Genomic DNA, 22,389 nt, shown 5'->3' with positions numbered 1-22,389 from the left:
TGCGCCCAAATTGAAAACTTGGGAGGCATTGATGAAATTCGGACTGTTGTCGACGGCTGCGCTGTGCGGTCTTTTCCTGGCCGCGCCGGCCTCGGCGCAAGGCGTCAAGATCGGCATTCTCAACGATCAGTCCGGTGTCTATGCCGATTACGGCGGCAAATATTCGGTCGAAGCCGCCAAGATGGCGATCGAGGATTTCGGCGGCGAGGTGCTCGGCAAGAAGATCGAACTGGTCACCGCGGATCACCAGAACAAGCCTGACCTCGCCGTCTCGATCGCGCGGCGCTGGTATGACGTCGAAGGCGTCGACATGATCACTGAATTGACCACCTCGTCGGTGGCGCTCGCGGTGCAGGAGCTCTCCAATCAGGAGAAGAAGATTGACATCGTGGTCGGCGCGGCCTCGTCGCGCGTTACCGGCGATGCCTGCACGCCCTATGGCTTCCACTGGTCGTTTGATACACGCGCCTTGGGTGTTGGCACCGGCGGCGCGCTGACCGAAGCTGGTGGCGACACCTGGTTCTTTCTCACGGCGGACTACGCCTTCGGTTATTCGCTGGAGAAGGACACCGGCGACATCGTGAAGGCAAAGGGCGGCAAGGTGCTGGGCGCCGTTCGCCATCCGCTGAACTCGTCGGACTTCTCGTCGTTCCTGCTGCAGGCGCAGGCGTCCAAGGCAAAGGTCATCGGCCTTGCCAATGCCGGTCTCGACACCACCAACGCCGTGAAGCAGGCGGCTGAATTCGGCATCGTCGCCGGCGGCCAGAAGCTCGCCGGCCTCCTGCTGACGCTGGCCGAAGTGAACGGCCTCGGGCTGCAGGCCGCGCAAGGCCTGGTGCTGACGGAATCTTTCTACTGGGATCGAGATGACAAATCGCGTGAGTTCGCCGATCGCTTCTTCAAGCGCACCCAGCGCATGCCGAACATGATCCAGGCCGGCACGTATTCGTCGACACTGTCCTACCTAAAGGCAGTCAAGGCGGCAGGCACCAAGGACTCCGAAGCTGTCGCGAAGAAGCTGAAGGAACTTCCGGTCGATGACGCCTTCGCCCAGGGCGGCAAGGTGCTCGCCAATGGCCGCATGGTGAAGGACCTCTATCTGTTCGAGGTCAAGAAGCCGTCGGAATCCAAGAAGCCATGGGATTACTACAAGCAGCTCGCCGTGGTGCCCGGCGACAAGGCCTATCCGACCGCGGCCGAGAGCGGCTGCCCGCTGACGAAGTAAAATCGAAGCGCTGATCTTCCTTAACCTCTCCCCGCATTGCGGGGAGAGGTCGGGGCCGGCGCGAAGCGACGGCTCCGGGTGAGGGGCGAGGTATGGCGGAAAATACAAGCTCTTATTCGCGGGTCGGATGGTGCGATCCGAGGGTGTGGTAAGTGGGGCAAGCTCAATGCCATGCCCCTCACCCGAAATACTCGCTCCGCTCGCATTTCGACCTCTCCCCGCGCAGAGCGGGGAGAGGTTAAGAAGATAACCCCCTAATATCCCGTCATCTCAAGATAACCCACGCCACTGTGGCTGCCGGTGAAGCTCACCGGTCCTTCCCAATAGGGGAAGCTCGTCGTCATCCAGCTCCTGGTATTCAGCGGCGAGGTCGCGATCTGCAATCCGCGCGATGCGATCGATACCTTCCATGACGTCGGGATTCTGCGGCCGGCGATCTCCGTCATGACTGTCGGCGTCATGTCTATAGCGCCTGGGGCAAGCTGCTCGGATTTTCCGTCCGCGGTGATCCTGTTGCCGGCAAAATAATGCGCGCCGTCCTTCTGCCTGAGGCGAAACAACATCAGTTTTGCATTATCAGGCAGATGCAGCGAGAACCAATCCCAGCCAGTCTGGTCGGAAGCCAGCGGCTGGCTGGAATATTCCCTGTCCATCCAGGCGCGGCCGGTGACGGCAATCTCCTTGCCGTCGATGGTTAGCACGCCCGATGCGGTGAAATAGGGCTGGCTGTAGTAATACGACGCTTGCCCACGTTCCGACTTGCGGCTGAAGCCGTTGTCGCCCTGCAGCACCAGCGGCTGCTGCGCAGTGAGCCGGAGCCGGTAGCTGAAATCCGCTGACGAAGCGGACACGTCGAGCGGCGCAATCGACACGTCGTCGAAGTTCTCAAGCCCACGGATCTCCCATGCATCGATCCATGCCCGGAACGGCGTCGCAGTCACGCCGGCCTGGCCGATGCCGCCGCGGGCAAAGGTTTCTGTCGCATGATGCGACTTTGCAGATGTCACCGCCGCGTGGCCCATCCAGATCTGCGGCGTCGCCCAGCCATCGTCTGGCGCGCCCGCCGCCATCGCCTGACGAAACAGCGTCCACTGCGCGCCATAGGCATTGCCTGATGCATCCGTGAGATTGGCGGTGAGGTACCACCATTCGATGCGATAATCCGGATGCGGGCCGTGATCAGCCGGAAAGGTGAGGGGGCGGCCCGGAACGACAGCCGCAAAACCTTCGGCGTCGCGGCCGAGGCCGGCAAAGCCCTGGGCGAATGCGCGTGAACCGCCGAGGCCGAGCAATGCGGCGGCGCCGATCAAGCTGCGACGTGTGAGCAAGCTATCGCTCATTGGCGAACACTTTCACCAGCGTGGCCGGTTGCATGCGCAGCAGTTTCAGGATCGGTAGCAGAGCTGCGAGCAGCGAGGCCAACATGGCAACGCCGAGCAACTGGACCAGTTGCAGCGGAAACACATGGAACGGAAGTCGCCAGCCAAAGGCCTTCACATTGACGATAGCGATGAGGCACCACGCCACCAGCAGCCCGAGCGGCAGCGCCAGCAGTGAGGTAATCAAGGCAACCGACAGTGTCTTCAACAGCTCGATACCGGCAAGGCGGCGACGTGTGATGCCAATGGCCCAGAGGGGCGCGAGTTGGGGCAGGCGCGAATTGCTCAGCGTGAGCAGGCTGGTGAGCAACGCGACGCCTGCAACGCCAAGCGTAAAGGCATTGAGCGCTGCGGTGACCGCGAAAGTGCGGTTGAAGATTGCCCGTGACTCCGATTTCACCGTCGTCTGATCGGCGAGGTTGCGGCCGTCGAGACCGAAGCGCGTGCGGATGGCGTCGATCAGCCCGGGCACATCCGCAGGTGCGACGCGCAGGCCCATGCGGGTCTGCGAAATGTCAGGGAAATGTCTGACCAGCGCATCGATATTCACGCCGATCTGGCTTTTGGGATTGCCGTAATCCGCATATACCGCAACGACGTCCATCGGCCATGTACCGGTCGGCGTCGGCACGTCCAGACGGTCGCCGGGTTTGAGCTTCATGCGCAGCGAGAGTTGTTCGCTGACGAGTGCGCCGTCGCCGCTGCGCACGCGATCCCATGCATCGCTGGTTGAATCCAGCAGCGGCCATTGATCGCGATAGGTGGCGTGATCGGCGAAGCCGAGAAGCTCGATCGGCGCACCGTTGAACTGCAGGTCGGTGCGGCTGCCCGGCAGAACGGCCTGCACGTCGGGGCGCGTCTTCAGCCAGGTCTTGATCTCGATCGCCTGCTTCTCGCTCGCCGCGTTCAGATAGATCTCGGACGCCAGCCGCCCGTCGAGCCAGCCCGTAAAGGTCCGGCTGAAACTCTCCACCATGGTGCCGACGCCGACATTGACGGCGAGCGCCAGCAGCAACGCCATCAGCGCCAGCGACAGGCCGGAAAGCTGCAGTCGGCTGTCGGCCCAGAACCATTTGACGAGCGGCCGTCGCGTGCTGCGTTCACCGCAGGCAAGGACGATGCCGAGGATAACCGGCAATGCGAGCGCTGCGCCGAGCAGCAATGCAGCAAGCACGAAGAAGCCAGCAATCAGTGAATCGCCAAGCCAGAGCGCGAGCCCGGCAGCGATGAACACGAGCAATGCGCCCGTGCCTTGCAGTCGCAGCCAGCGATGCTGTGCCTGTTGCCAGGCATAGGGCTGTGCGGTGGCGAGCAAGGGGAGATGGACAGCTTTCAGCAGGCTCGATGTCGCCGCCAGCAGCGCACCGATGATGGAAATCGCGAGACCAGCGAACCACCATTCCGGCTTCAGCGTCAATTGCCCAGGGATTTGCGCGCCATAGAGCCCGCGCAGGCTGGCCGCAACATCGGGCAGCAGCGATGCGGCGATGAAATAGCCGCAGACGAGACCGATGGCGCCGGCGATCAGTGCGATGCTGACGAGTTCGAGGATCAGCACACTGTTGAGCTGCCGCGCCGAGACGCCGCAGGCACGCAAGGTGCGCAGCATTGGCAGGCGCTGTTCGAAGCCGAGGCCGATGGCCGAATTGACGATGAACAGCCCGACGAAGAAGGATAGCAGGCCGAAGGCGGTGAGATTGAGATGGAAACTGTCGGTGAGACGTTCGAGGTCGGTCTCTGCATCGGGCTGCACCAGCCGCAACCGATCGACGGCGACGCTTTCAAGCGAAGCGCGGGGACCCTTGGCGCTGCCGATCAGCAGGCGCGAGATCTGGTCCGGCATTTTCAGGAGTTTCTGGGCGATGCCGATATCGACCACCAGGACGCCGGGCGCGAGTTGCGGCTGCAGTTTCAGCGGTGGCAGCAGGGCTCCGTCATTGAGCGCAGGCGTCGCACCCTCAGTAAGGCCGAGGCTGGCCAGCGTTTCCGGCGCGATCAGCGCCTGACCGGGCGGCGTGAGAAAGGCCTGTGCTCCCGTCCTGCCGATCTCCGTCGCAGCGCTGGCTTCGACAGGCATGGTCACCGGCTCGATGCCGAGCAGGCGCACCGAGCGGCCGCCGATTTGCACGCGGCCTTCGATGACAGGCGAGACCGGCCAACCTGCGCGGCGCAGATGGACAAAGAGCTGTTGCGAAAACGTGCCGCCATTGCTCACGACCAGCATCGGCGTGCGCGTTCCGCCGAAGGCCGCGGCGGCGCGGTCATAGCTGGTGCGCGCCTGCTGGTTGAGCGCCTGCACGCCGCTCCATAATGCGGTGGCGGCGATCAGACCGATCAGGAGCGTCGCGAACTGCATCGGATGCCGGCGCCAGTGGCTGAGTAGCACCGCAAGGATCCAGAGCGCGCGTCTCACGCGATCAATCCGGCATGAAGATGGATGCGGCGATCCAGCGTGGCGGCGAGGCGCTCGCTATGGGTCACCATCAGGAAGCCGCAGCCGGTGCGTGCCACGAGATCGCGCGCCAGCCCCAAGACTTCGTCAGCCGTGTTCTCGTCGAGATTGCCGGTGGGTTCATCGGCGAGCAGCAACAGCGGTTTCGAGGCCACCGCGCGGCCGATGGCGACTCGCTGTTGTTGGCCGCCGGAGAGCTGTTCGGGATAGCGCTTGAGCAGCGCGCCGAGGCCGAGGCGCTCGGTGAGTTCGCGTTGCCAGGCTGCGTCATGTTTGCCGGAGATGCGCGACTGAAACGCCAGATTGTCGGCGACCGACAGCGACGGGATCAGGTTGAATTGCTGGAACACGAGGCCGAGCCGGTCGCGGCGCAAGGCGGCGCGCGCCGAGTCGTTCAAACCGGTGACAGTGATGTCGCCGAGCTGGATCTCGCCGCTGTCCGCCTCATCGAGGCCGGCGATTAGATGCAGCAGCGTGCTCTTGCCGCTGCCGGATTCGCCGGTCAGCGCCACGCTCTCGCCGGCGGCAACGCCGAGATCGACACCGCGCAGAACGGCGACCTGTTCCTGGGCTGAACGATAGGATTTGGTGAGATGGCGAACCGTGAGCATGCTGCGCCAGCATAGCAGAAGCACATCGCCTGTGCGATGACGCCAGCGTTACCGCTTGCGTTCCGATACCAACGCCAGCAGCACTGTCGCGGCCATGAAGCAGGCGGAGGCGCCGAACACCCAATGCGGCAAGGCGTGGTCCATGAACCAGCCGAACAGGATGGGGCTGATGATGCCGCCGAAATTGAAGCCGGTGGAGACGATGCCGAAGGCGCGGCCGGCAGCGCCGGGAGGGGCAGCCTCGCGCACCAGCATGTCGCGCGACGGCGTCAGCACGCCGCCGAGGAAGCCAGCGGTGGTCATGGCCGCGACGATCACCGGCGTCGGCAGTGTGAACACGGCGATGGCGCAGACGATGGCGGCATTAATCGTGAAACACACCGCGGCGACGCGGCTGTGGTGTCTGGTCCGATCGGCCATCCAACCGCCGGCAAGCACGCCGACGGCGCTGGCGGCGAGGAAAGCCGTGAGCGCGATATTCGCCGATGACAGCGATGTGCCGTAGCCGTTCATCAGCGCGACGATGCCAAAGCTGTTGATGCCATTCTGCGACAGCGACAGCAGCGTGAAGAACAGCGTCAGCATCAGAATCGCCGGGGTCATCATGCTGACCTTCGGCGACTCGGCGCCCTTGGCGTCATCGCCATCAGCCATCGCGCCGGCATCGGGAATGCCGACCACGATCAGCATCAGTGCGATCGCCACGCCGATGGCTCCCGCGACGATCAACGCGCCCTGGCCGCCGATACCGACCAGCAGTGCCGCCATCAGGGGAGGCGCGACTGCGCCGCCGACGAAGCCTGCGAATGTATGGATCGAAAATGCGCGACCCATCTTCGACTCGTCCATATGCGCGGCGAGGATGGCGTAGTCGGCCGGGTGATAGACGCTGTTGGCGAGGCCGAGCAGCGCGGCGCAGACGATGAGCGCGGGATAGCTGAGCAACAGGCCGAGAGCGATCAGCGCGCAGCCGCCGAGCATGACGCCGAGAATTAGGATCTTGCGTGCGCCGATGCGGTCGACGAGATAACCGATCGGCGCCTGAGTGAGGCCGGAGACGACAGCGAACGTAGTGAGCGCGAAGCCGAGTTCGATATAGCCGACGCCGAGCCGGTCCTTCAGGAACGGGAACAGCATTGGCAGTACGAAAATGTGGAAGTGGCTGACCCAATGCGCAGTGGAAATCGCCGTCAGCGTCCGCGTCGCCGAAGGGACGTGGTCACGCGACGCGAGATGCGAGGTCGAGGCCGGAATATCGACCATATGCGTTTCCACCCAAGGCGGCTGACGGCCGCTTTTTGCAGCCTCGAAAAGGTGCGCTATGCCTACGTTCTCAGCAGGTTAATGTCTATCAGCGCTGCGACATGCAGGTGTTGCGGCCCGTGCAGAGCGGCATCCGGACGCGCGACGGCGGCCCAAGAATGCGACATGATTGAGCATGACCACGAGCCGCCCGAATTTTAAGCCGCTGCGGATCCTGCTGTCGGAAGGCACCAGCACCTCCGCGCGGGAGGCTGTCACCGTGCTCGGCCTCGCCGGCCATGTGGTGGATGTCTGCGATCCCGCCGCTGCCGGGCTGGCGCGGTTCTCGCGATATGTCCGCATATATCACCGCTGCCCGGGAATGAGGGAAAATCCCCTGGGCTTCCTGCGGTTCATCGAAGGCCTGTTGGCGACAGGCGACTATGACGTGCTGCTGCCGATCCACGAACAGGGCTTCCTGTTCGCGAAAGTGCAGGAGCGGCTGAGGCCGCTGGCCGGCCTGGCCTTGCCGTCCTTCGCGAGCTACCGGGCGGCGCATAGCAAGGCCGGTTTCAGCCGTATGCTGAGCGAGCTTGGATTGCCACAACCCGAGACGCAGATCGTCGCAAGCGCCGATACGCTTCGTACCGATCTCCGCTTTCCCTGCGTGATCAAGACCGCCATCGGCACCGCGAGCCGCGGCGTCTGGATGGTGCGCAATGATGCTGACCTCGCGCTGGCAATGAGAGAGCTTGAGGTCGGCAACGGCCTTGCCGGCGAGGTGCTGGTGCAGGCCTACGCCGCGGGCGCGACCGAGAAGGCGCAGGGCGTGTTCTGCCGCGGCGAACTGGTCGGCCTTCACGTCACTCGCCAGATCATGGAGGGTGCCGGGGGCGGCGATGCCATCAAGCGCAGCGTGCGGCGAGACCGCGTGCGCGGCGATCTCGCCGCCATCGGTAGGCATCTCGCCTGGCACGGCGCGCTGTCGATCGACTTCATCATGCCGGACGATGACAGCGGGCCATTCTATATCGACTGCAATCCGCGGCTGGTGGAGCCGATGGCGGCGTATCTCGCCGGCGTCGATCTGGTCGATCTGCTGCTGCGCATCTCGCTTGGCGAGACGCCGGATGTCGCACCGGCGACGCGCGAGGGCGTCGTCACGCATCAGGCCATGCAGGTGCTGCTCGGCAGGGCGCAGCGCGGCGGCGACAGGCGAGATCTGCTGCGCATCTGCCGCGATATCTGGTGTCGCCGCGGCGACTATGCGGGCAGCTCCGAAGAGCTCACGCCGGTGCGCATCGACTGGCTCAGCGTAGTGCCGCTGATGATGACTGCGCTGTTGCTGCTGGTGTCGCCGAAGCTGTCGCATGTGCTGGCGAAACGCGGCTGGGGTGCGCATCTGCTCGATGCCGGGACGGTTGCGGCCATCGAAAGCAAGATGTTTTAGTTTCATCCGGCCGCGTTAGAGTTGAATAGTTGCGGCAGACGCGGCCGGCTCCCTCTCCCCGCTCTGCGCGGGGAGAGGGGTGGGGTGAGGGGCGTGGCACCTCAGCCACTGCCATCTCTGCTTCTTCGATTCGATAGGTCTTGCTAGGCGACAACTGCAGTGCGTCGCCCCTCACCCGGATCACGCGCGATGCGCGCGATCCGACTTCTCCCCGCGCAAGATGCGGGGAGAGGTAAGAGGCGATTGATGTGTATCAATGTGTGCCGCGCGGATCCGGTTATCCCAAAGTGCCCCGCACCCCTGCGAGGCCAAAGAAACCGGGATGCGCATGACAAAGCTGATGGTTGCATCGTCGTTCGCTGCGCCTTGTGCGAATGCGGCTGCGCAGCCGGGCGGCTTCCTGTCCCATCTGGGCGCCGCCGATCTGCGCCAGTTGATGACCCTGGGCGAGCGGGTGTCCTATACTTCGCAGGATGTGCTGTTCACGCAGGGAGCGCCGGCGGGCAAATGCTTCAGCGTGGTCGAGGGTGTGGTCGGCATCTACAGGACCGAATGCGATAATCGTCGCCAGATCATAAGCTTTGCGCTGCCGGGCGACGTCCTCGAGATCGCAACGCAGGGGCATCATGAAGTGTCCGCCGCTGCAATCGGTCCTGCAGTGGTCTGGGAAATCCCGCGTGAGAAATTCGCGCAATTTGCCAGTCACCGGCCCTATGTACTGAACGAGATCGTCGCGCTGATGGCGGCCGAGATTGCCGATGCGCATGACAAGATGTTCTCGCTGGGCCGCCGCGTGGCTGAAGAGAAACTGATAGTATTCCTGACGTACTGGCGCGACCGGCTGGTACGGCTCGGCCGCGACGTCGATCCGCTTCCGGTGCCGATGAGCCGGCGCGATATCGCCGATCATCTCGGCCTCACCGTCGAGACTGTGTGCCGGACGCTGGCCAAGCTCGAACGCCGCGGCGCGATCGAGATTCTGCCGGGCCGCATCCGGCTACTGGACACCGAAACCGTCGCGGCTCCCGCTCTCGCCTGACGCATCATGCCGCGCGTGCGCGAGCTTCCCCCAACTTTGATTTCAATCAATTCACTGAGCGCGCCGCCGTGATTGATGGGTGCGTGCTCGGGAAAGAATCATCATGACGAACCAGACTGACAGCGTGAAGTGGATGACGATCGGCGAGGCCGGTCTGACCGTGATCCTCGCGGCCACCGTATTTCTCTCCATCATCGCAGCGGCCAAGGCGGAAGATGCAGCCTATGCCTTTCACGTGACACTGGCCGGCTTCGCCAGCCTGGCCTCCGTGTTCGTCATCCTCAATCGCTATTTCGAGCGCGGCGCATTGCCGCCGCAGGAGATCGACGGGCGGCCGAATTACAATTTCGGGCCGATCAAGTTTGCCGCTGTGGCCTCGGTATTCTGGGGCATCGCCGGCTTCACGGTGGGGCTGCTGATCGCCATGCAGCTCGCTTGGCCCGATCTGAATTTCAACCTGCCTTGGACCTCGTTCGGCCGGCTGCGGCCGTTGCATACCTCGGCGGTGGTGTTTGCCTTCGGCGGCAACGTGCTGATCGCGACCTCGTTCTTCGTGGTGCAGAAGACCTGCCGTACCCGTCTCGCTGGCGATCTTGCGCCGTGGTTCGTGGTGCTCGGCTATAATTTCTTCATCGTCATTGCCGGCACCGGCTATCTGCTCGGCGTCACGCAATCCAAGGAATATGCCGAACCGGAATGGTATGCCGACCTCTGGCTGACCATCGTCTGGGTGACTTATCTGCTGGTGTTCCTGATGACGCTGGTGAAGCGCAAGGAGCCGCATATCTTCGTCGCCAACTGGTTCTATCTCGCCTTCATCATCACCATCGCGGTGCTGCATCTCGGCAATAACCCTGCGCTGCCCGTCTCGGTCTTCGGCTCCAAGTCCTATGTCGCCTGGGCCGGTGTGCAGGATGCCATGTTCCAGTGGTGGTACGGCCACAACGCGGTGGGCTTCTTCCTCACCGCCGGCTTCCTCGCCATCATGTATTACTTCATTCCGAAGCGCGCCGAGCGGCCGGTCTATTCCTATCGGCTGTCGATCGTGCACTTCTGGGCGATCATCTTCCTCTACATCTGGGCGGGTCCGCATCACCTGCACTATTCGGCACTGCCCGACTGGACGCAGACGCTCGGCATGACCTTCTCGATCATGCTCTGGATGCCCTCCTGGGGGGGCATGATCAACGGCCTCATGACACTGTCCGGCGCATGGGACAAGCTGCGCACCGATCCCGTCCTGCGCATGCTGGTGGTGTCGGTGGCGTTCTACGGCATGGCAACCTTCGAAGGTCCGCTGATGTCCATCAAGGTGGTCAATTCGCTCAGCCACTATACCGACTGGACCATCGGTCACGTGCATTCCGGTGCGCTCGGCTGGGTCGGCTTCGTCTCCTTTGGCGCGCTCTACTGCCTGGTGCCGTGGCTGTGGAATCGCAAGGGGCTCTACAGCCTGAAGCTGGTCGAGTGGCACTTCTGGATCGCGACGCTCGGCATCGTTCTGTACATCTCGGCGATGTGGGTGTCGGGCATCCTGCAGGGGCTGATGTGGCGTGCCTACACGTCGCTGGGCTTCCTCGAATATTCCTTCATCGAAAGCGTCGAGGCGATGCACCCGTTCTACATCATCCGCGCGGCGGGCGGCGGGCTGTTCCTGATCGGTGCGCTGATCATGGCCTGGAATTTGTGGATGACCGTGCGCGTCGGCGAAGCGGAAGAGGGCGCGCTGTCGAGCCCCGGCGCCACGTTGCAGCCGGCTGAATAAGGATCAATCATGTCGTTCTGGAGCCGGCACCAAATCTTCGAGAAGAACTCGATCGTCCTGATCGTGGGTATCATTCTCGTCATCGCCATCGGTGGCATCGTCGAGATCGCGCCACTGTTCTATCTCAAGAGCACCATCGAGGCCGTCGAGGGCATGCGGCCCTATACACCGCTCGAACTCGCCGGGCGCAACGTCTACGTCCGCGAGGGCTGCTATCTCTGTCATTCGCAGATGGTGCGGCCGCTGCGTGACGAGGTCGAACGTTACGGGCACTATTCGCTCGCGGCGGAGAGCATGTATGACCATCCGTTCCAGTGGGGCTCGAAGCGCACGGGGCCGGATCTGGCCCGCGTCGGTGCCAAGTATTCCGATGAGTGGCACGTCACGCATCTGAGCAATCCGCGCGCCATCGTGCCGCAATCGGTGATGCCGTCCTACAAGTTCTTGGCCGCGACGCCTGTCAGCACCGAGACCATCGCCGATCATCTGAGCACCAACCGTGCGGTGGGTGTGCCCTATACGGACGATCAGATCGCCAATGCGGTGGCCGACCTGAAGACCCAGGCCGATCCCGACAATGGCGATACCGACGCGCTGCTCAAGCGCTATCCGAAATCGGTGGCGCGTAACTTCGACGGCAAGCCGGGTCTGCCCACCGAGATGGATGCACTGGTCGCCTATCTGCAGATGCTGGGCACGCTGGTCGATTTCAAACTCTACAACGAAAAAGCAAACCTCCGCTGAGGAGATGGAAGCATGCGCGCAATCCTGACGGTCGAGAACTTCGCGTCGAACCTCGTCCTCACATTCTGGACGCCGGTCTTTGTCGGAATCTTCATCGCAATTCTGACCTACGCTTTGTGGCCCCGCAACAAGGCGATGTTTGACGCAGCCGCGCGTCAGCCGTTGCGAGAGGATTGATCAGATCATGAGCGATCACGAAGGCGAATTCGACAAGGCCACTGGCAAGACCACCACAGGTCACTCCTGGGACGGCATCAAAGAACTCAACACGCCGCTGCCGCGCTGGTGGGTGATGACTTTCTATCTCACCATCGTGTGGGCGATCGGCTATTGGGTCGTGTATCCGTCCTGGCCGCTGGTGCAGAGCTATGCGACGGGCGTCATGGGCTATTCGTCGCGTGCGGATGTCGCCGTCGATCTCGCCAATCTCGAGAAGATCCGCGGAGGCAAGATGGCGACGCTCGGCGCTGCGCCGCTCGCGGAAATCGAGAAGGATCCGGCGCTGCTGGCACTGGGGCGCGCCAGAGGCCGTGTGGTGTTCGGTGACAATTGCGCGCCGTGTCACGGCACTGGTGCGACCGGTGCCAAGGGCTTCCCCAATCTGAACGATGACGACTGGCTGTGGGGCGGCACACTGGAGCAGATCGAGAAGACCATCCAGTTCGGCGCGCGTTCCGCCCATGCGGAATCGCATGAAGGATCGATGCTGGCCTTTGGCCGCGACGGCATGTTGAAAAAGCCGGAGATCGAGACGGTTGCGAACTACGTGCGCTCACTGTCCGGATTGCCGACGGCCAAGGGTTACGACGCCAATGCCGGCCAGAAGCTGTTCGCCGACAACTGCGCCTCGTGTCACGGCGACGCCGGCAAGGGAAATCCCGACATGGGGGCGCCGAACCTGACCGACAATATCTGGCTCTACGGATCGGACGAAGCGACCATCGTCGAGACCATCACCAATGGCCGCAACGGCGTGATGCCGGCCTGGATTGGCCGTCTCGATCCGGCGACCATCAAGGCACTGACGATCTATGTCCACTCGCTGGGGGGGGGACAATAAGTCATAGCGCGCGCGGCCAATCCCGCGCGTGCCTTTGACGTACATCAATTGCATCGCACCGGCGAAGTCTAGGGTCATTCCAAAGACGAGAGTGACTCCATGAACAAGCCTGTTACGCCCCAGGAATTTGACTACGGCCCGCTCTATGCGGCGCAGAAAAAAGTCTATCCGCAGAAGGTCTCCGGCAGGTATCGCAACGTCAAATGGGCGCTGATGGCGGTTTGCCTTGGCATCTATTATCTGCTGCCCTTTGTGCGTTGGAATCGCGGTCCCGGTGCCCCCGATCAGGCGGTGCTGGTCGACCTGCCGAACAGCCGCTTCTATTTCTTTTTCATCGAGCTGTGGCCGCAGGAAGTTTATTTCTTCACTGGCCTGCTGATCCTTGCCGCCCTCACGCTGTTCCTGATGAATGCCGTCGGTGGTCGCGTCTGGTGCGGCTATCTCTGTCCGCAGACGGTCTGGACCGACCTGTTTTTTGCCGTCGAGCGTTTGATCGAAGGCGACCGCCGTGAGCGGATGAAGAAGGAGGCCGAAGGCCTCACGCTGCAGCGTGTCGTCGAACTGACGATGAAGCACTCGATCTGGCTCCTGATCGCATGGTGGACCGGCGGCGCCTGGGTGCTCTATTTCAACGATGCGCCGACGCTGGTGAGGGAACTCGTCACCTTTCAGGCGCCCGCGCTGGCCTATATCTGGATCGCGATCCTGACGGCGACGACCTACACACTGGCAGGCTGGATGCGCGAGCAGATCTGTCTCTATATGTGCCCGTGGCCTCGCATCCAGGCGGCGCTGACCGACGAGTGGGCGCTCAACGTCACCTACAAGACCGATCGCGGTGAGCAACGTACCTCGTTGAAGAAGGCGGCCGAGCTGCGCGCGCTCGGCCAGCCCGCAGGCGACTGCATCGACTGCTATCAATGCGTGAACGTCTGCCCCGTCGGTATCGATATCCGCAATGGCTTGCAGATGGATTGCATCCAGTGTGGGTTGTGTATCGACGCCTGCGACGGCGTGATGAGCAAGATCGGCCGACCGACCCGGCTGATCGGCTATGACACCGACATCAACATTGCCAGGCGCAAGGCGGGCAAGCCGGAGATTTATCGTATTATCCGGCCGCGTACGGTGGCCTATGTCGGCATGATTGTCGCTGTCGGTGCGGTGATGCTCTACGCGCTGCTGAACCGATCGCTGCTCGACATCAACGTGCTGCACGATCGCAATCCGGTCGCCGTGCGCCTCAGCGACGGTTCGATCCGCAATGCCTATACGGTGCGCCTTCTGAACAAGCGCGGTGCCGGGCGCGTGGTCACGCTCGACGTCAACGGGCCGGCAAATGCCACCGCGCATGTGGTGGGCATGGATGCGGTGTCATCGGGCCGGCCGGAGATCGTGCTGGGCCGCGACCAGACTACCGAACTGCGTGTACTGGTGACGGCACCCGCGGCGGGCAATTCCGAGAAGTCGATCCCGCTTGTGATGCGGGTCACCGATGCCGTCCATGGCGACATGGCGTCGGCGACCGATCATTTCGTTGCACCGTGAAGGAGAACAGTATGAGCGCCGCCGTTGCCGCACCTCGTCCGATCACCGGCCGGTTTGTCCTGATCTGCCTGGTTCTGTTTTTCGGCATGATCATCGGCGTCAATGTCGTCATGATGAAATTCGCGCTGGAGACGCTGCCGGGTGTCGAGGTGGATAGTCCCTATACAGCGAGCCTCGCTTACGGCAGCGAGATCGAGGCTGCGCGCGGCCAGAGCAGTCGCGGCTGGAAGGTCAGCGCGCATGTCGAGCGCGATACTGCAGGTGATGCTGCCGTCCGCGTCGAAGCGCGCGATCGTAACGGCAACCCGATCGCGGGGCTGAGTTTCACCGGTCGGCTGGAGCGGCCGGCCGATCGCCGCGCCGACCGCCCGGTTGAGCTCGTCGGGACTGGCGGTGTGCTCTATCGCGGCAAGGTCGCCGAACTTGCGCCGGGCCTGTGGGATCTGGTGCTTGAAGGACAGGCCGGCGGACAGCGCATGTTCCTGTCGAAGAACCGCCTCGTGCTGAAATAGGTCCAACCATGCAGTCCCTCGTCGTCCTCGTGCCGCTGGCGCTCGCGCTTGGGTTGCTCGGCCTCTGGGCCTTCATGTGGTCGCTGAAAAGCGGACAGTATGAGGATCTGGAAGGTGCGGGATGGCGCGCCATTCTCGATGACGATCCGCCTGTGACGAAGCCCGGCGATCCCCTCTGAGGCGGTCCTTTCCGTTCAATCCATCACCGCCACAACTTGTGACCATATTTTTCCAACCGCCATGCCTTTGCCGCGCGTTGCCTCTGCAGCGCGCGTGCTGGCGTCTGCTGTGCACCGGGCGCATAATGGCGGGAACGGATTTTGCACGCGTTCGCCCGGTCGAGACCGGCGCGATGCGCCGCAGCAGAAAGAAATGAAGCACTATGTATGATGTGATCGTCGTCGGCGGTGGATCTGCCGGCGCTGCCGTGGCTGCCAGGCTCTCCGAAAATCCCGCTACACGTGTGCTGCTGCTTGAAGCCGGGCTCGACTGGCGTGCGGCGGAGGCGCCGTGGGAAGTGACCACGGCGAACCCGATCCCGATCATTCACCAGCGCGAATTCCAGGAAAAGTGGCAGTGGCCGCAGCTGCATTCGCGTCGCGTTGCCGGGCAGGACCAGCGCTTCTACTGGCGCGGCAAGGGTCTTGGCGGCTCGTCGATGATGAACGGCCAGATTGCGATTCGCGGCGTCGCCGATGCGTTCGATGAATGGGCGTCGTTGGGATGCATCGGCTGGTCGGCGAAGGAGATCATGCCACTGTTCTCGGTGATCGAGGACGATCTGGACTTCGGCGACAAGCCCGGCCATGGCCGCGGCGGTCCGCTGCCGGTCTATCGCGCGCCGCCGGAGACATGGGGGCCGATCGACAAGGGCCTGCGCGATGCAGCGCTGGCCTCGGGCTATGCGTGGTGCGACGACGTCAACGGGCCGGATGGCGAAGGCGTCGCCTGCTATCCGATCAACAGCCGCGATCTGCGCCGTATTTCCACCAATGAGGGCTATCTGGAGCCGGCGCGTGGTCGCGCCAATCTCGAAATCCGCGGTCACGCGCTGGTCGACCGCGTTGTGATCAAGGACGGTCAGGCGACCGGTGTGATCGTGCACTTCGAGGGGCAGGGCACGCAGGAAATCAGCGCGCGCGAGATCGTGCTGTGCGGTGGCTCGATCCACAGCCCGGCGATCCTGCTGCGCTCGGGCGTTGGTCCGGCGGACGAGCTGAAGGACATGGGCATCGCCGTGGAATGCGATCTGCCCGTGGGTCAGAATTTCTTCGACCATCCGCTGTTCCGCACCACGATCAAGCTGCAGGACGCCGTTGCGCCGAAGGACAAGGACACCCGCCACACCAATTGCTGCGTCACCTATTCGTCGGGCTTGGCCGAGGGCGGCAAGCGCGACATGATCCTGATCGCGTTCAATCACCGTGGCATCGGCAATCCCGGTGCCATCGGCGCCGGCCTGTTCAATGCGTTCTCACGCGGCACGCTGAAGCTCGCATCGACCGATGCGTCGATCGACCCGATCGTCGAGGAGAACATGCTGGCAGACCCCCGCGACATGCTGCGGATGGTCGATGCCGTGAAGCGGCTTGCCGTGATCACCACGCAGCCGGCGCTGGCGGGCATCGCCGACTGGATCCGCCTCACCGATACCGACCTGACGCTGCCGCAGGCGGCGGCGCTGCCAACACGCGAGCTTGAAGCCGTGCTGCGCCGTGACACCGGCGATATCCAGCACGCCGCCGGCACCTGCCGCATGACCGGCTTCAAGGACGCGGGTGGCGTGGTCAATCCGGATGGCACCGTGAAGGGCCTCAAGGGTCTGCGCATTGCCGATGCGTCGATTATGCCGTCGGATTGCCGTGCCAACACGCACTTCACCACGGTGGTAATCGGCGAAGCCATTGCGCGCATGATGATGCGCAAGTCGAATGTAGCGTCGCCCGCCGTGGCGATGGCGAAGTAAGAACGCGCAACGCAAGCGCTCAAGAGTGACCGAAGGACAATTCATGTTGAACACCACCGAAACCCAGATCATCGACTGGCTCGCGTCCCAGAAGCAGCCGATGATCGACCTGCTGCGCGACGTCGTGAATATCGATTCCGGCTCCTTCGACAAGGAAGGCGTCGATGCCGTCGGTGCTCGCTTCGAGCAGCACTTCGCCGAATACGGCATCGAAACCTGGCGCGAGCCCCATGATGTCTATGGCGATGCCGTGCATGGGCTGATCACCAAACCCGGCAGCAACGAGAAACCGATCCTGCTGATGGGCCATCGCGATACCGTGTTTCCGAAAGGCGAAGTCGCCAAGCGTCCCTTCACGATTAAAGGTAATCTGGCCCATGGACCGGGCGCGGCCGACATGAAGGCCGGCGTCGTCATCAATGTATTCGTTGCCGCTGCCCTGAAGAAATTCGATGCCGCGCCGTGCCCGATCAAGCTGCTGATCACCGGCGACGAGGAGATCGCATCGCGCTCGTCGCGGCCGATCATCGAGCGCGAGGGCCGTGCCGCCCGCGCGGTCTACAATTCCGAGCCCGGCCGTCCGACCGGCAACATCACCACCGGCCGCAAGGGCGGGGTGTTCATGCGTTTCGAGGTGTTCGGCAAGGCTGCGCATTCCGGTAATAATTTCTCGGTTGGCATCAGCGCCATCGGCGAGCTCGCGCACAAGATCGTGCAGATTCATGCACTGACCGATATGGACAAGGGCATCACGCTGAATGTCGGCCTCGTATCGGGTGGACAGTCGGTCAACACCACGGCGCCGCATGCCGAAGGCGAGATCGATTTTCGCTACATCGATCCGGCCGATCGCGCCACCATCATGGGCGCCATCGAAAAAATCATTGCGACGTCGACCGTGCCGGGCACGACGGCAAAGCTGCACATCAACGGCGAATTCCTGCCGCTGGTGCAGGACGCCGCCGCCAAGGCGATGTTCGAAGCCTATCAGGCGGCCGCTGTCGACTCGGGCCTCACCACGCTGACCGGCGAATTCGCCGGCGGTTGTGCGGATTCCGGTTTTACCGCCAGCGTCGGCACGCCGACGCTCTGCGGTCTTGGCCCGGTCGGCGGCAATGTCCATACCGACCTGGAGTGGCTGGACATAGAGAGCATCGTTCCGCGTGCACAGACACTGGCGCGGGCGATCCTGCGCACGGAGATCTGACGACGGGAGATGCCGCATGGCATGGTTCTGGCACGGCGATGGTTGCTGACAACGCCTTTGTTTGAAGAGACACTTGCCTGACCATGACATCACCTTCTCCCAATACTTCGGTTCCCATCCATCTCGAAGCCGATGTTCTCGTGATCGGCGCCGGTGGTGCCGGCATGTATGCGGCGCTGGAAGCAGCGAAGGCTGGTGCGTCAGTCATCCTCGCCGATCGCAGCTTGATCGGGCGCGGCGGCGCCACTGTCATGGCGCAGATGACGGTCGCAGCCGCTTTGGGCGAGCAGACACCGGATCACTGGGAACATCATTTCGCCGACACGCTCGCCGCCGGCCGCGGGCTGTGCGACGAACGTCTTGCGGCGTTGCTCTGCGAAGATGGCCCGCAGCGGCTGCGCGAAATGGATGCCTGGAAGGTCGGCTGGGCGCGCGAGGACGGCCATATCAAACAGGCGCAGGCGCCGGGACATGATCGACCGCGCTGCGCCTATGTGGATTTTCTCTCCACTGGTCCTGCGGTGTCGAAGACGCTGCGTACGCAACTCAACAGCGCCAGCGGCATTCGCCGCATCGGCGATCTCACCATCGTCGATATCGCGCTGCGTGATGGCGAAGCCTGCGGCGCTACGGCGCTGCATCTGCCGACCGGGCAGGCGGTGACGCTGGCCGCGAAAGCGGTGGTGATTGCGACCGGTGGATTGACCGGGCTCTATCGGCGCAACAGCGCGTCGTCGAATATGGGCGGCGACGGCTATGCGCTGGCCTTGCGCGCGGGCGCCGAATTGATCGACATGGAGTTCGTGCAGTTCTTCCCCATCGGCCATCTCGCGCCGCGCCTCGTCGGCATGGATCCGATCATGTGGGACCCGTTCCGCTACAAGCTCGGCGGCAAGCTGCTCAATTCCGAGATGCGCGAATTCGAAGAGGACTATGCAACGCGTGACAAGCGCAGCGACGGCACCTATGTGCTGACGCGCGATCTCGCCACCTATGCGATCACCAAGGAAGTCGAGGCCGGTCGCGGCAGCCCCGCCGGCGGCGCCTATCTGAGCTTCCAGCATGTGCCCGAAGCTGAAATCCGCAAGGCGTTCGGGCCGGTGGTGGATCGACTGGCCGAAAATGGCATTGATCTCGCGCGGCGTCCTGTCGAGGTTGCCCCGATCGCGCATTATCATATGGGCGGCATCCGCGTGGATGAGATGATGGCGACCGGCGTGCCCGGCCTGTTCGCTTGTGGTGAAGCGGTCGGCGGTGCCAATGGCGCCAACCGGCTGTCGGGCAATGCGATCACCGAAGCCTTCGTGTTCGGCGCGCGGGCAGGACGCAGCGCCGCTGAGCGCGCGAAGCAGGGCACGTCGATGTGGTCAGCCGATGCGGCAAGGCCGGCCATCGATCTGCTGCGCAGCGCCAGCAAGCGCGATGCGCCAAACCCCGCGGCGGTTATCGTGAAGTTACAGGCCGTGATGGCCGATGATGTCGGCCCGTTCCGCACCGATGCGAAATTGCGGTTGGCGATATCGGCCATCGCGCAATTGAAGGCCGATGTTGGCGATACGCCCTTCGCTTCGGCAAAGGCCTTCGATCTCGTGCTGGCCGACTGGCTCGACCTGCGCAACATGCTCGCTGTCGCGCAATCGGTTGCCAAACCGGCGCTGGCGCGTACCGAAAGCCGCGGCGCGCATCAGCGCGACGATCATCTCGGTCTCGACGGTGCATGGAGTGTCAACCAGGTCGTCTCGATGTCGAATGGCGACATGACCCTGCGCAAAGTGATGCCCACCACCGGAAAGGCTGCCGCATGAAGGCGACGCTCAGCATTCAGCGCGGCGCACTCGGCGAAGCGCTGCATCAGGACATGTTCGACATTCCCTTCGAACACGGCCAGTCCATTCTCGATGGCCTGCGTGCCATCAGGCGCAGCATGGATCCCTCGCTGGCGTTTCGCTTCTCCTGCATCAATGCGAATGCGTGCAAGGAATGCATGATGTTGATCGACGGCAAGGTTGATTACGCCTGCACGGTTCGGCTCAAAGAGGGAATGACGACGCTGGCGCCGCTGCCGAAAAAGGCGCTGATCCGCGATCTCGTCACCGAAATCGCGCCGCCGGATGAGCGGTTGGTGTTGCGTTCCTGAGTGGTTGTCTGCCTCTAAGGCGATCAGCCTGATTAATTTATAGTCGCTCTAATCTGGCGAAACTGCTGTCCGGTGCTCTTATTCCGCGAGATCGGGCGCGGCATTGCGAGTGGCGTTCTCTGCGACAATGCGCTGCATCAGCGCAATGAAGGTGGCCTGTTCCGGTTTCGACAGGCTGCCAAGGGTCGCGCGATGCGCATCGCGGGCGGCGGCCTCGATCCTGTTCAGCAGCGCCGCGCCAGCGGGAGTCAGTCTGCAGACACGCGCCCGGCGATCGTCGTCACTGACCGGGCGTTCCACCAGTTTGCGCGCTTCCAGCCGCTTCAGCGCGCCAGTCGTCGTCGTGCGATCCAGAGCAATATCAGCGGCTAAGGTCGTTTGATCCGCGGTCCCGCGCACCGCCAGCGCCGACAGCAGGCTGTATTGCAGGGGCGTCATCTCAAAGGCGCTGCACGCCTCCTGGAACAGCGCGACATGGATCTGGTGCAGTCTGCGGATCAGAAATCCGGGTCGCTGTTCCAGTGGCCAGGGCTTGTGGGCGGCTTGGTCGCGCCGCGGTTTCGCTCTCGGCAAGGTCGTGTCTCCTGCTATCGGCCGCTTCTCGCATGGTGCAAGCGCTCTGAAAAGTTGCCGCACTGCAATCCTATGGCACGGACTTTGCTTTTGTAAAATACGAAGTATGCTTCGTATTTTGGTGAACCTCTAAAGAGGGCCCGCCAAAGTGTAAGGAGATCGCCATGTCTGTTACTGCCTCATTCGACCTGCTGCTGCGCGGTGGTCGCGTTATCGATCCCGCAGCCGGCATCGACGGCCTCAAGGATGTCGCCATTCGCAACGGCAAGATCGCAGCCGTGCAGTCGGACATTCTGCCGACCAGCGCGAAGGAAGTCGTCGATGTCACCGGCAAGCTGGTGCTGCCGGGCATGATCGATACCCATGCGCATGTCTATCAGTATGTCAGTGGTCGTTTCGGCATGCAGCCCGACATGGTCGGCGTGCAGTCCGGTGTCACCACGCTGATCGATCAGGGTGGCCCGTCCTGCATGACGCTGCCCGGCTTTCGTCACTTCATCGCCGAGCCCGCGAAATCGCGCGTCTATGCGTTTCTGTCGGCCTATCTCGTCGGCGGTCTCGAAGGGCATTTCTATCCCAACCTCTACAGCCCCGATGGCGTCGATATCGACGCGACCGTGAAATCGGCGGTGGCCAATCGCGATCTCGTTCGTGGCATCAAGGCCCATGCGGAAATCGGCGGCTTCGCGCGCTGGGGCATTCGCGTGATGGAAATGGCGGCCGAAATCGGCAAGCGTGCGGAATTGCCGGTTTACGTGCATTTCGGCCAACTCTGGGGTCTGCCGGAGTCAGGCAATAATGGGGAGGACGTCGATACGATTCTGGAGCGCGTGATTCCGCTGCTGAAGGAAGGTGACGTGCTCGCGCATCCGTTCACGCGGCATCCCGGCGGCTTCGTCAATCGCGAAGGCGAGGTGCATCCGGTGATCCAGGCGGCGATCGATCGTGGCCTCAAGATCGATGTCGGCCATGGCAGCCACTTCTCCTATCGCCTCGCCAAGAAGGCGATTGCCGCTGGCATCGTGCCGAACACGCTCGGCGCCGACATCCACGGTTACAACACCGAGGTGCCTGCGCCTGCCGGCACGCCGGATGAGCACGAGGATGACGAGAACCATCCGTTCAAGGGCCAGGCCAAGTTCAGCCTGGTGCAGGCGATGAGTTCGATGATTTCGCTCGGTCTCACGCTGGAACAGGTGGTGCCGATGGTGACGTCGAACCCGGCCAAGATGATCGGCCTGTCCGACAAGATCGGCTCGCTCAAGGTCGGCATGGATGCGGACGTTTCGGTGCTCGTCGAAAAGCCCKGTCGTTACATCCTGCGCGACAACGAGAACACCGACGTGATTGCGAACGGCCTGCTGCAGCCGGCCTTCTGCCTGCGCGCGGGCACCCGCTTCGATCCGATCGCTCCGATCCTTCCTCAGGCCGTTGCGGCCTGAGCTTTGCAAGCCAGTTCGCTAGTCAATCCGGAAGGCG

Annotated in this window: 20 protein-coding genes; 15 read left to right on the top strand and 5 right to left on the bottom strand. The window is 63.0% G+C overall.

What is annotated here, in order from left to right; translation table 11 throughout:
* Positions 1 to 31: 31 nt before the first annotated feature.
* Entirely contained in the window at positions 32 to 1,225 is a 1,194-nt protein-coding gene (locus AC1DUY_RS24000; protein ID WP_089267812.1) for an ABC transporter substrate-binding protein, read from the top strand.
* A 254-nt stretch (positions 1,226 to 1,479) separates the two neighbouring features.
* Here the strand turns inward: AC1DUY_RS24000 and AC1DUY_RS23995 are convergent, their stop codons facing one another.
* Genes AC1DUY_RS23995 through AC1DUY_RS23980 form a run of 4 tightly spaced genes read right to left on the bottom strand, consistent with a single transcriptional unit; the run spans position 1,480 to position 6,930 of the window.
* Positions 1,480 to 2,565 (bottom strand): lipocalin-like domain-containing protein, encoded by a 1,086-nt coding sequence (locus AC1DUY_RS23995; protein WP_478117613.1) that lies wholly within the window; start codon positions 2,563 to 2,565, stop codon positions 1,480 to 1,482.
* Positions 2,555 to 5,017 carry an FtsX-like permease family protein gene (locus AC1DUY_RS23990; protein ID WP_478117611.1) on the bottom strand — a complete coding sequence of 821 codons (2,463 nt, stop codon included), beginning with the start codon at positions 5,015 to 5,017 and terminating at the stop codon, positions 2,555 to 2,557. The genes AC1DUY_RS23995 and AC1DUY_RS23990 overlap by 11 nt, the downstream gene beginning before the upstream one ends.
* Entirely contained in the window at positions 5,014 to 5,667 is a 654-nt protein-coding gene (locus AC1DUY_RS23985) for an ABC transporter ATP-binding protein (RefSeq protein WP_478117609.1), read from the bottom strand. Before AC1DUY_RS23985 ends, AC1DUY_RS23990 begins: the two co-directional genes overlap by 4 nt.
* 48 nt (positions 5,668 to 5,715) lie before the next feature.
* On the bottom strand, positions 5,716 to 6,930 hold the full coding sequence (locus AC1DUY_RS23980) for an MFS transporter (protein ID WP_478117607.1): 1,215 nt from the start codon (positions 6,928 to 6,930) through the stop codon (positions 5,716 to 5,718).
* Between the two features lie 175 nt (positions 6,931 to 7,105).
* On the opposite strand from AC1DUY_RS23980, the gene AC1DUY_RS23975 reads away from it, so the two are divergent.
* From AC1DUY_RS23975 to AC1DUY_RS23915, 13 genes are all read left to right on the top strand, one after another.
* On the top strand, positions 7,106 to 8,359 hold the full coding sequence (locus tag AC1DUY_RS23975; protein ID WP_478117605.1) for a hypothetical protein: 1,254 nt from the start codon (positions 7,106 to 7,108) through the stop codon (positions 8,357 to 8,359).
* 322 nt (positions 8,360 to 8,681) lie between these two features.
* A complete protein-coding gene (locus AC1DUY_RS23970; RefSeq protein ID WP_478117603.1) occupies positions 8,682 to 9,398 on the top strand; it encodes a Crp/Fnr family transcriptional regulator in 717 nt (238 codons plus the stop codon).
* Positions 9,399 to 9,531: 133 nt separating this feature from the next.
* Positions 9,532 to 11,163 (top strand): cytochrome-c oxidase, cbb3-type subunit I, encoded by a 1,632-nt coding sequence (ccoN, locus tag AC1DUY_RS23965; protein ID WP_478117645.1) that lies wholly within the window; start codon positions 9,532 to 9,534, stop codon positions 11,161 to 11,163.
* Between the two features lie 9 nt (positions 11,164 to 11,172).
* A complete protein-coding gene (ccoO, locus tag AC1DUY_RS23960; protein WP_478117601.1) occupies positions 11,173 to 11,907 on the top strand; it encodes a cytochrome-c oxidase, cbb3-type subunit II in 735 nt (244 codons plus the stop codon).
* Between the two features lie 12 nt (positions 11,908 to 11,919).
* A complete protein-coding gene (locus AC1DUY_RS23955) occupies positions 11,920 to 12,084 on the top strand; it encodes a cbb3-type cytochrome oxidase subunit 3 (RefSeq protein WP_068729582.1) in 165 nt (54 codons plus the stop codon).
* Between the two features lie 7 nt (positions 12,085 to 12,091).
* Positions 12,092 to 12,967 (top strand): cytochrome-c oxidase, cbb3-type subunit III, encoded by an 876-nt coding sequence (gene ccoP, locus AC1DUY_RS23950; RefSeq protein WP_231078862.1) that lies wholly within the window; start codon positions 12,092 to 12,094, stop codon positions 12,965 to 12,967.
* Between the two features lie 99 nt (positions 12,968 to 13,066).
* A complete protein-coding gene (ccoG, locus tag AC1DUY_RS23945) occupies positions 13,067 to 14,515 on the top strand; it encodes a cytochrome c oxidase accessory protein CcoG (RefSeq protein WP_478117598.1) in 1,449 nt (482 codons plus the stop codon).
* An 11-nt stretch (positions 14,516 to 14,526) separates the two neighbouring features.
* Complete coding sequence (locus AC1DUY_RS23940; RefSeq protein ID WP_478117596.1) at positions 14,527 to 15,027, top strand: FixH family protein; 501 nt, start codon at positions 14,527 to 14,529, stop codon at positions 15,025 to 15,027.
* Between the two features lie 8 nt (positions 15,028 to 15,035).
* On the top strand, positions 15,036 to 15,206 hold the full coding sequence (gene ccoS / locus AC1DUY_RS23935) for a cbb3-type cytochrome oxidase assembly protein CcoS (protein ID WP_478117594.1): 171 nt from the start codon (positions 15,036 to 15,038) through the stop codon (positions 15,204 to 15,206).
* 203 nt (positions 15,207 to 15,409) lie between these two features.
* The gene (locus AC1DUY_RS23930; RefSeq protein WP_478117592.1) at positions 15,410 to 16,993 is read left to right on the top strand and encodes a GMC family oxidoreductase; all 1,584 of its coding nucleotides are present in this window, start codon (positions 15,410 to 15,412) and stop codon (positions 16,991 to 16,993) included.
* 43 nt (positions 16,994 to 17,036) lie between these two features.
* Positions 17,037 to 18,200 carry a M20 family metallopeptidase gene (locus AC1DUY_RS23925; protein ID WP_478117590.1) on the top strand — a complete coding sequence of 388 codons (1,164 nt, stop codon included), beginning with the start codon at positions 17,037 to 17,039 and terminating at the stop codon, positions 18,198 to 18,200.
* Between the two features lie 83 nt (positions 18,201 to 18,283).
* Positions 18,284 to 20,005, top strand: coding sequence for an FAD-binding protein (locus AC1DUY_RS23920; protein ID WP_478117588.1), 1,722 nt, complete (start codon positions 18,284 to 18,286; stop codon positions 20,003 to 20,005).
* Entirely contained in the window at positions 20,002 to 20,337 is a 336-nt protein-coding gene (locus tag AC1DUY_RS23915) for a 2Fe-2S iron-sulfur cluster-binding protein (RefSeq protein ID WP_439060027.1), read from the top strand. Before AC1DUY_RS23920 ends, AC1DUY_RS23915 begins: the two co-directional genes overlap by 4 nt.
* 78 nt (positions 20,338 to 20,415) lie before the next feature.
* Here AC1DUY_RS23915 and AC1DUY_RS23910 read toward each other — a convergent pair whose 3' ends face one another.
* Positions 20,416 to 20,910 (bottom strand): MarR family winged helix-turn-helix transcriptional regulator, encoded by a 495-nt coding sequence (locus AC1DUY_RS23910; RefSeq protein ID WP_441230897.1) that lies wholly within the window; start codon positions 20,908 to 20,910, stop codon positions 20,416 to 20,418.
* 164 nt (positions 20,911 to 21,074) lie between these two features.
* Between AC1DUY_RS23910 and AC1DUY_RS23905 the strand changes: the two genes are divergently transcribed.
* The gene (locus AC1DUY_RS23905; RefSeq protein ID WP_478117585.1) at positions 21,075 to 22,352 is read left to right on the top strand and encodes an amidohydrolase/deacetylase family metallohydrolase; all 1,278 of its coding nucleotides are present in this window, start codon (positions 21,075 to 21,077) and stop codon (positions 22,350 to 22,352) included.
* Positions 22,353 to 22,389 lie beyond the last annotated feature (37 nt).

This window comes from Tardiphaga sp. P4_G1 (genome assembly GCF_056401215.1).
This window is presented reverse-complemented; position numbering and strand designations above follow the sequence as displayed.

Bases quoted from the DNA above. Each gene is read 5' to 3' on its own strand.
- AC1DUY_RS24000 (WP_089267812.1), top strand. From the start codon at position 32: ATGAAATTCGGACTGTTGTCGACGGCTGCGCTGTGCGGTCTTTTCCTG.
- AC1DUY_RS23995 (WP_478117613.1), bottom strand. From the start codon at position 2,565: ATGAGCGATAGCTTGCTCACACGTCGCAGCTTGATCGGCGCCGCCGCA.
- AC1DUY_RS23985 (WP_478117609.1), bottom strand. From the start codon at position 5,667: ATGCTCACGGTTCGCCATCTCACCAAATCCTATCGTTCAGCCCAGGAA.
- AC1DUY_RS23980 (WP_478117607.1), bottom strand. From the start codon at position 6,930: ATGGTCGATATTCCGGCCTCGACCTCGCATCTCGCGTCGCGTGACCAC.
- AC1DUY_RS23975 (WP_478117605.1), top strand. From the start codon at position 7,106: ATGACCACGAGCCGCCCGAATTTTAAGCCGCTGCGGATCCTGCTGTCG.
- AC1DUY_RS23970 (WP_478117603.1), top strand. From the start codon at position 8,682: ATGCGCATGACAAAGCTGATGGTTGCATCGTCGTTCGCTGCGCCTTGT.
- ccoN (WP_478117645.1), top strand. From the start codon at position 9,532: ATGACGATCGGCGAGGCCGGTCTGACCGTGATCCTCGCGGCCACCGTA.
- ccoO (WP_478117601.1), top strand. From the start codon at position 11,173: ATGTCGTTCTGGAGCCGGCACCAAATCTTCGAGAAGAACTCGATCGTC.
- AC1DUY_RS23955 (WP_068729582.1), top strand. From the start codon at position 11,920: ATGCGCGCAATCCTGACGGTCGAGAACTTCGCGTCGAACCTCGTCCTC.
- ccoP (WP_231078862.1), top strand. From the start codon at position 12,092: ATGAGCGATCACGAAGGCGAATTCGACAAGGCCACTGGCAAGACCACC.
- ccoG (WP_478117598.1), top strand. From the start codon at position 13,067: ATGAACAAGCCTGTTACGCCCCAGGAATTTGACTACGGCCCGCTCTAT.
- AC1DUY_RS23940 (WP_478117596.1), top strand. From the start codon at position 14,527: ATGAGCGCCGCCGTTGCCGCACCTCGTCCGATCACCGGCCGGTTTGTC.
- ccoS (WP_478117594.1), top strand. From the start codon at position 15,036: ATGCAGTCCCTCGTCGTCCTCGTGCCGCTGGCGCTCGCGCTTGGGTTG.
- AC1DUY_RS23930 (WP_478117592.1), top strand. From the start codon at position 15,410: ATGTATGATGTGATCGTCGTCGGCGGTGGATCTGCCGGCGCTGCCGTG.
- AC1DUY_RS23925 (WP_478117590.1), top strand. From the start codon at position 17,037: ATGTTGAACACCACCGAAACCCAGATCATCGACTGGCTCGCGTCCCAG.
- AC1DUY_RS23920 (WP_478117588.1), top strand. From the start codon at position 18,284: ATGACATCACCTTCTCCCAATACTTCGGTTCCCATCCATCTCGAAGCC.
- AC1DUY_RS23915 (WP_439060027.1), top strand. From the start codon at position 20,002: ATGAAGGCGACGCTCAGCATTCAGCGCGGCGCACTCGGCGAAGCGCTG.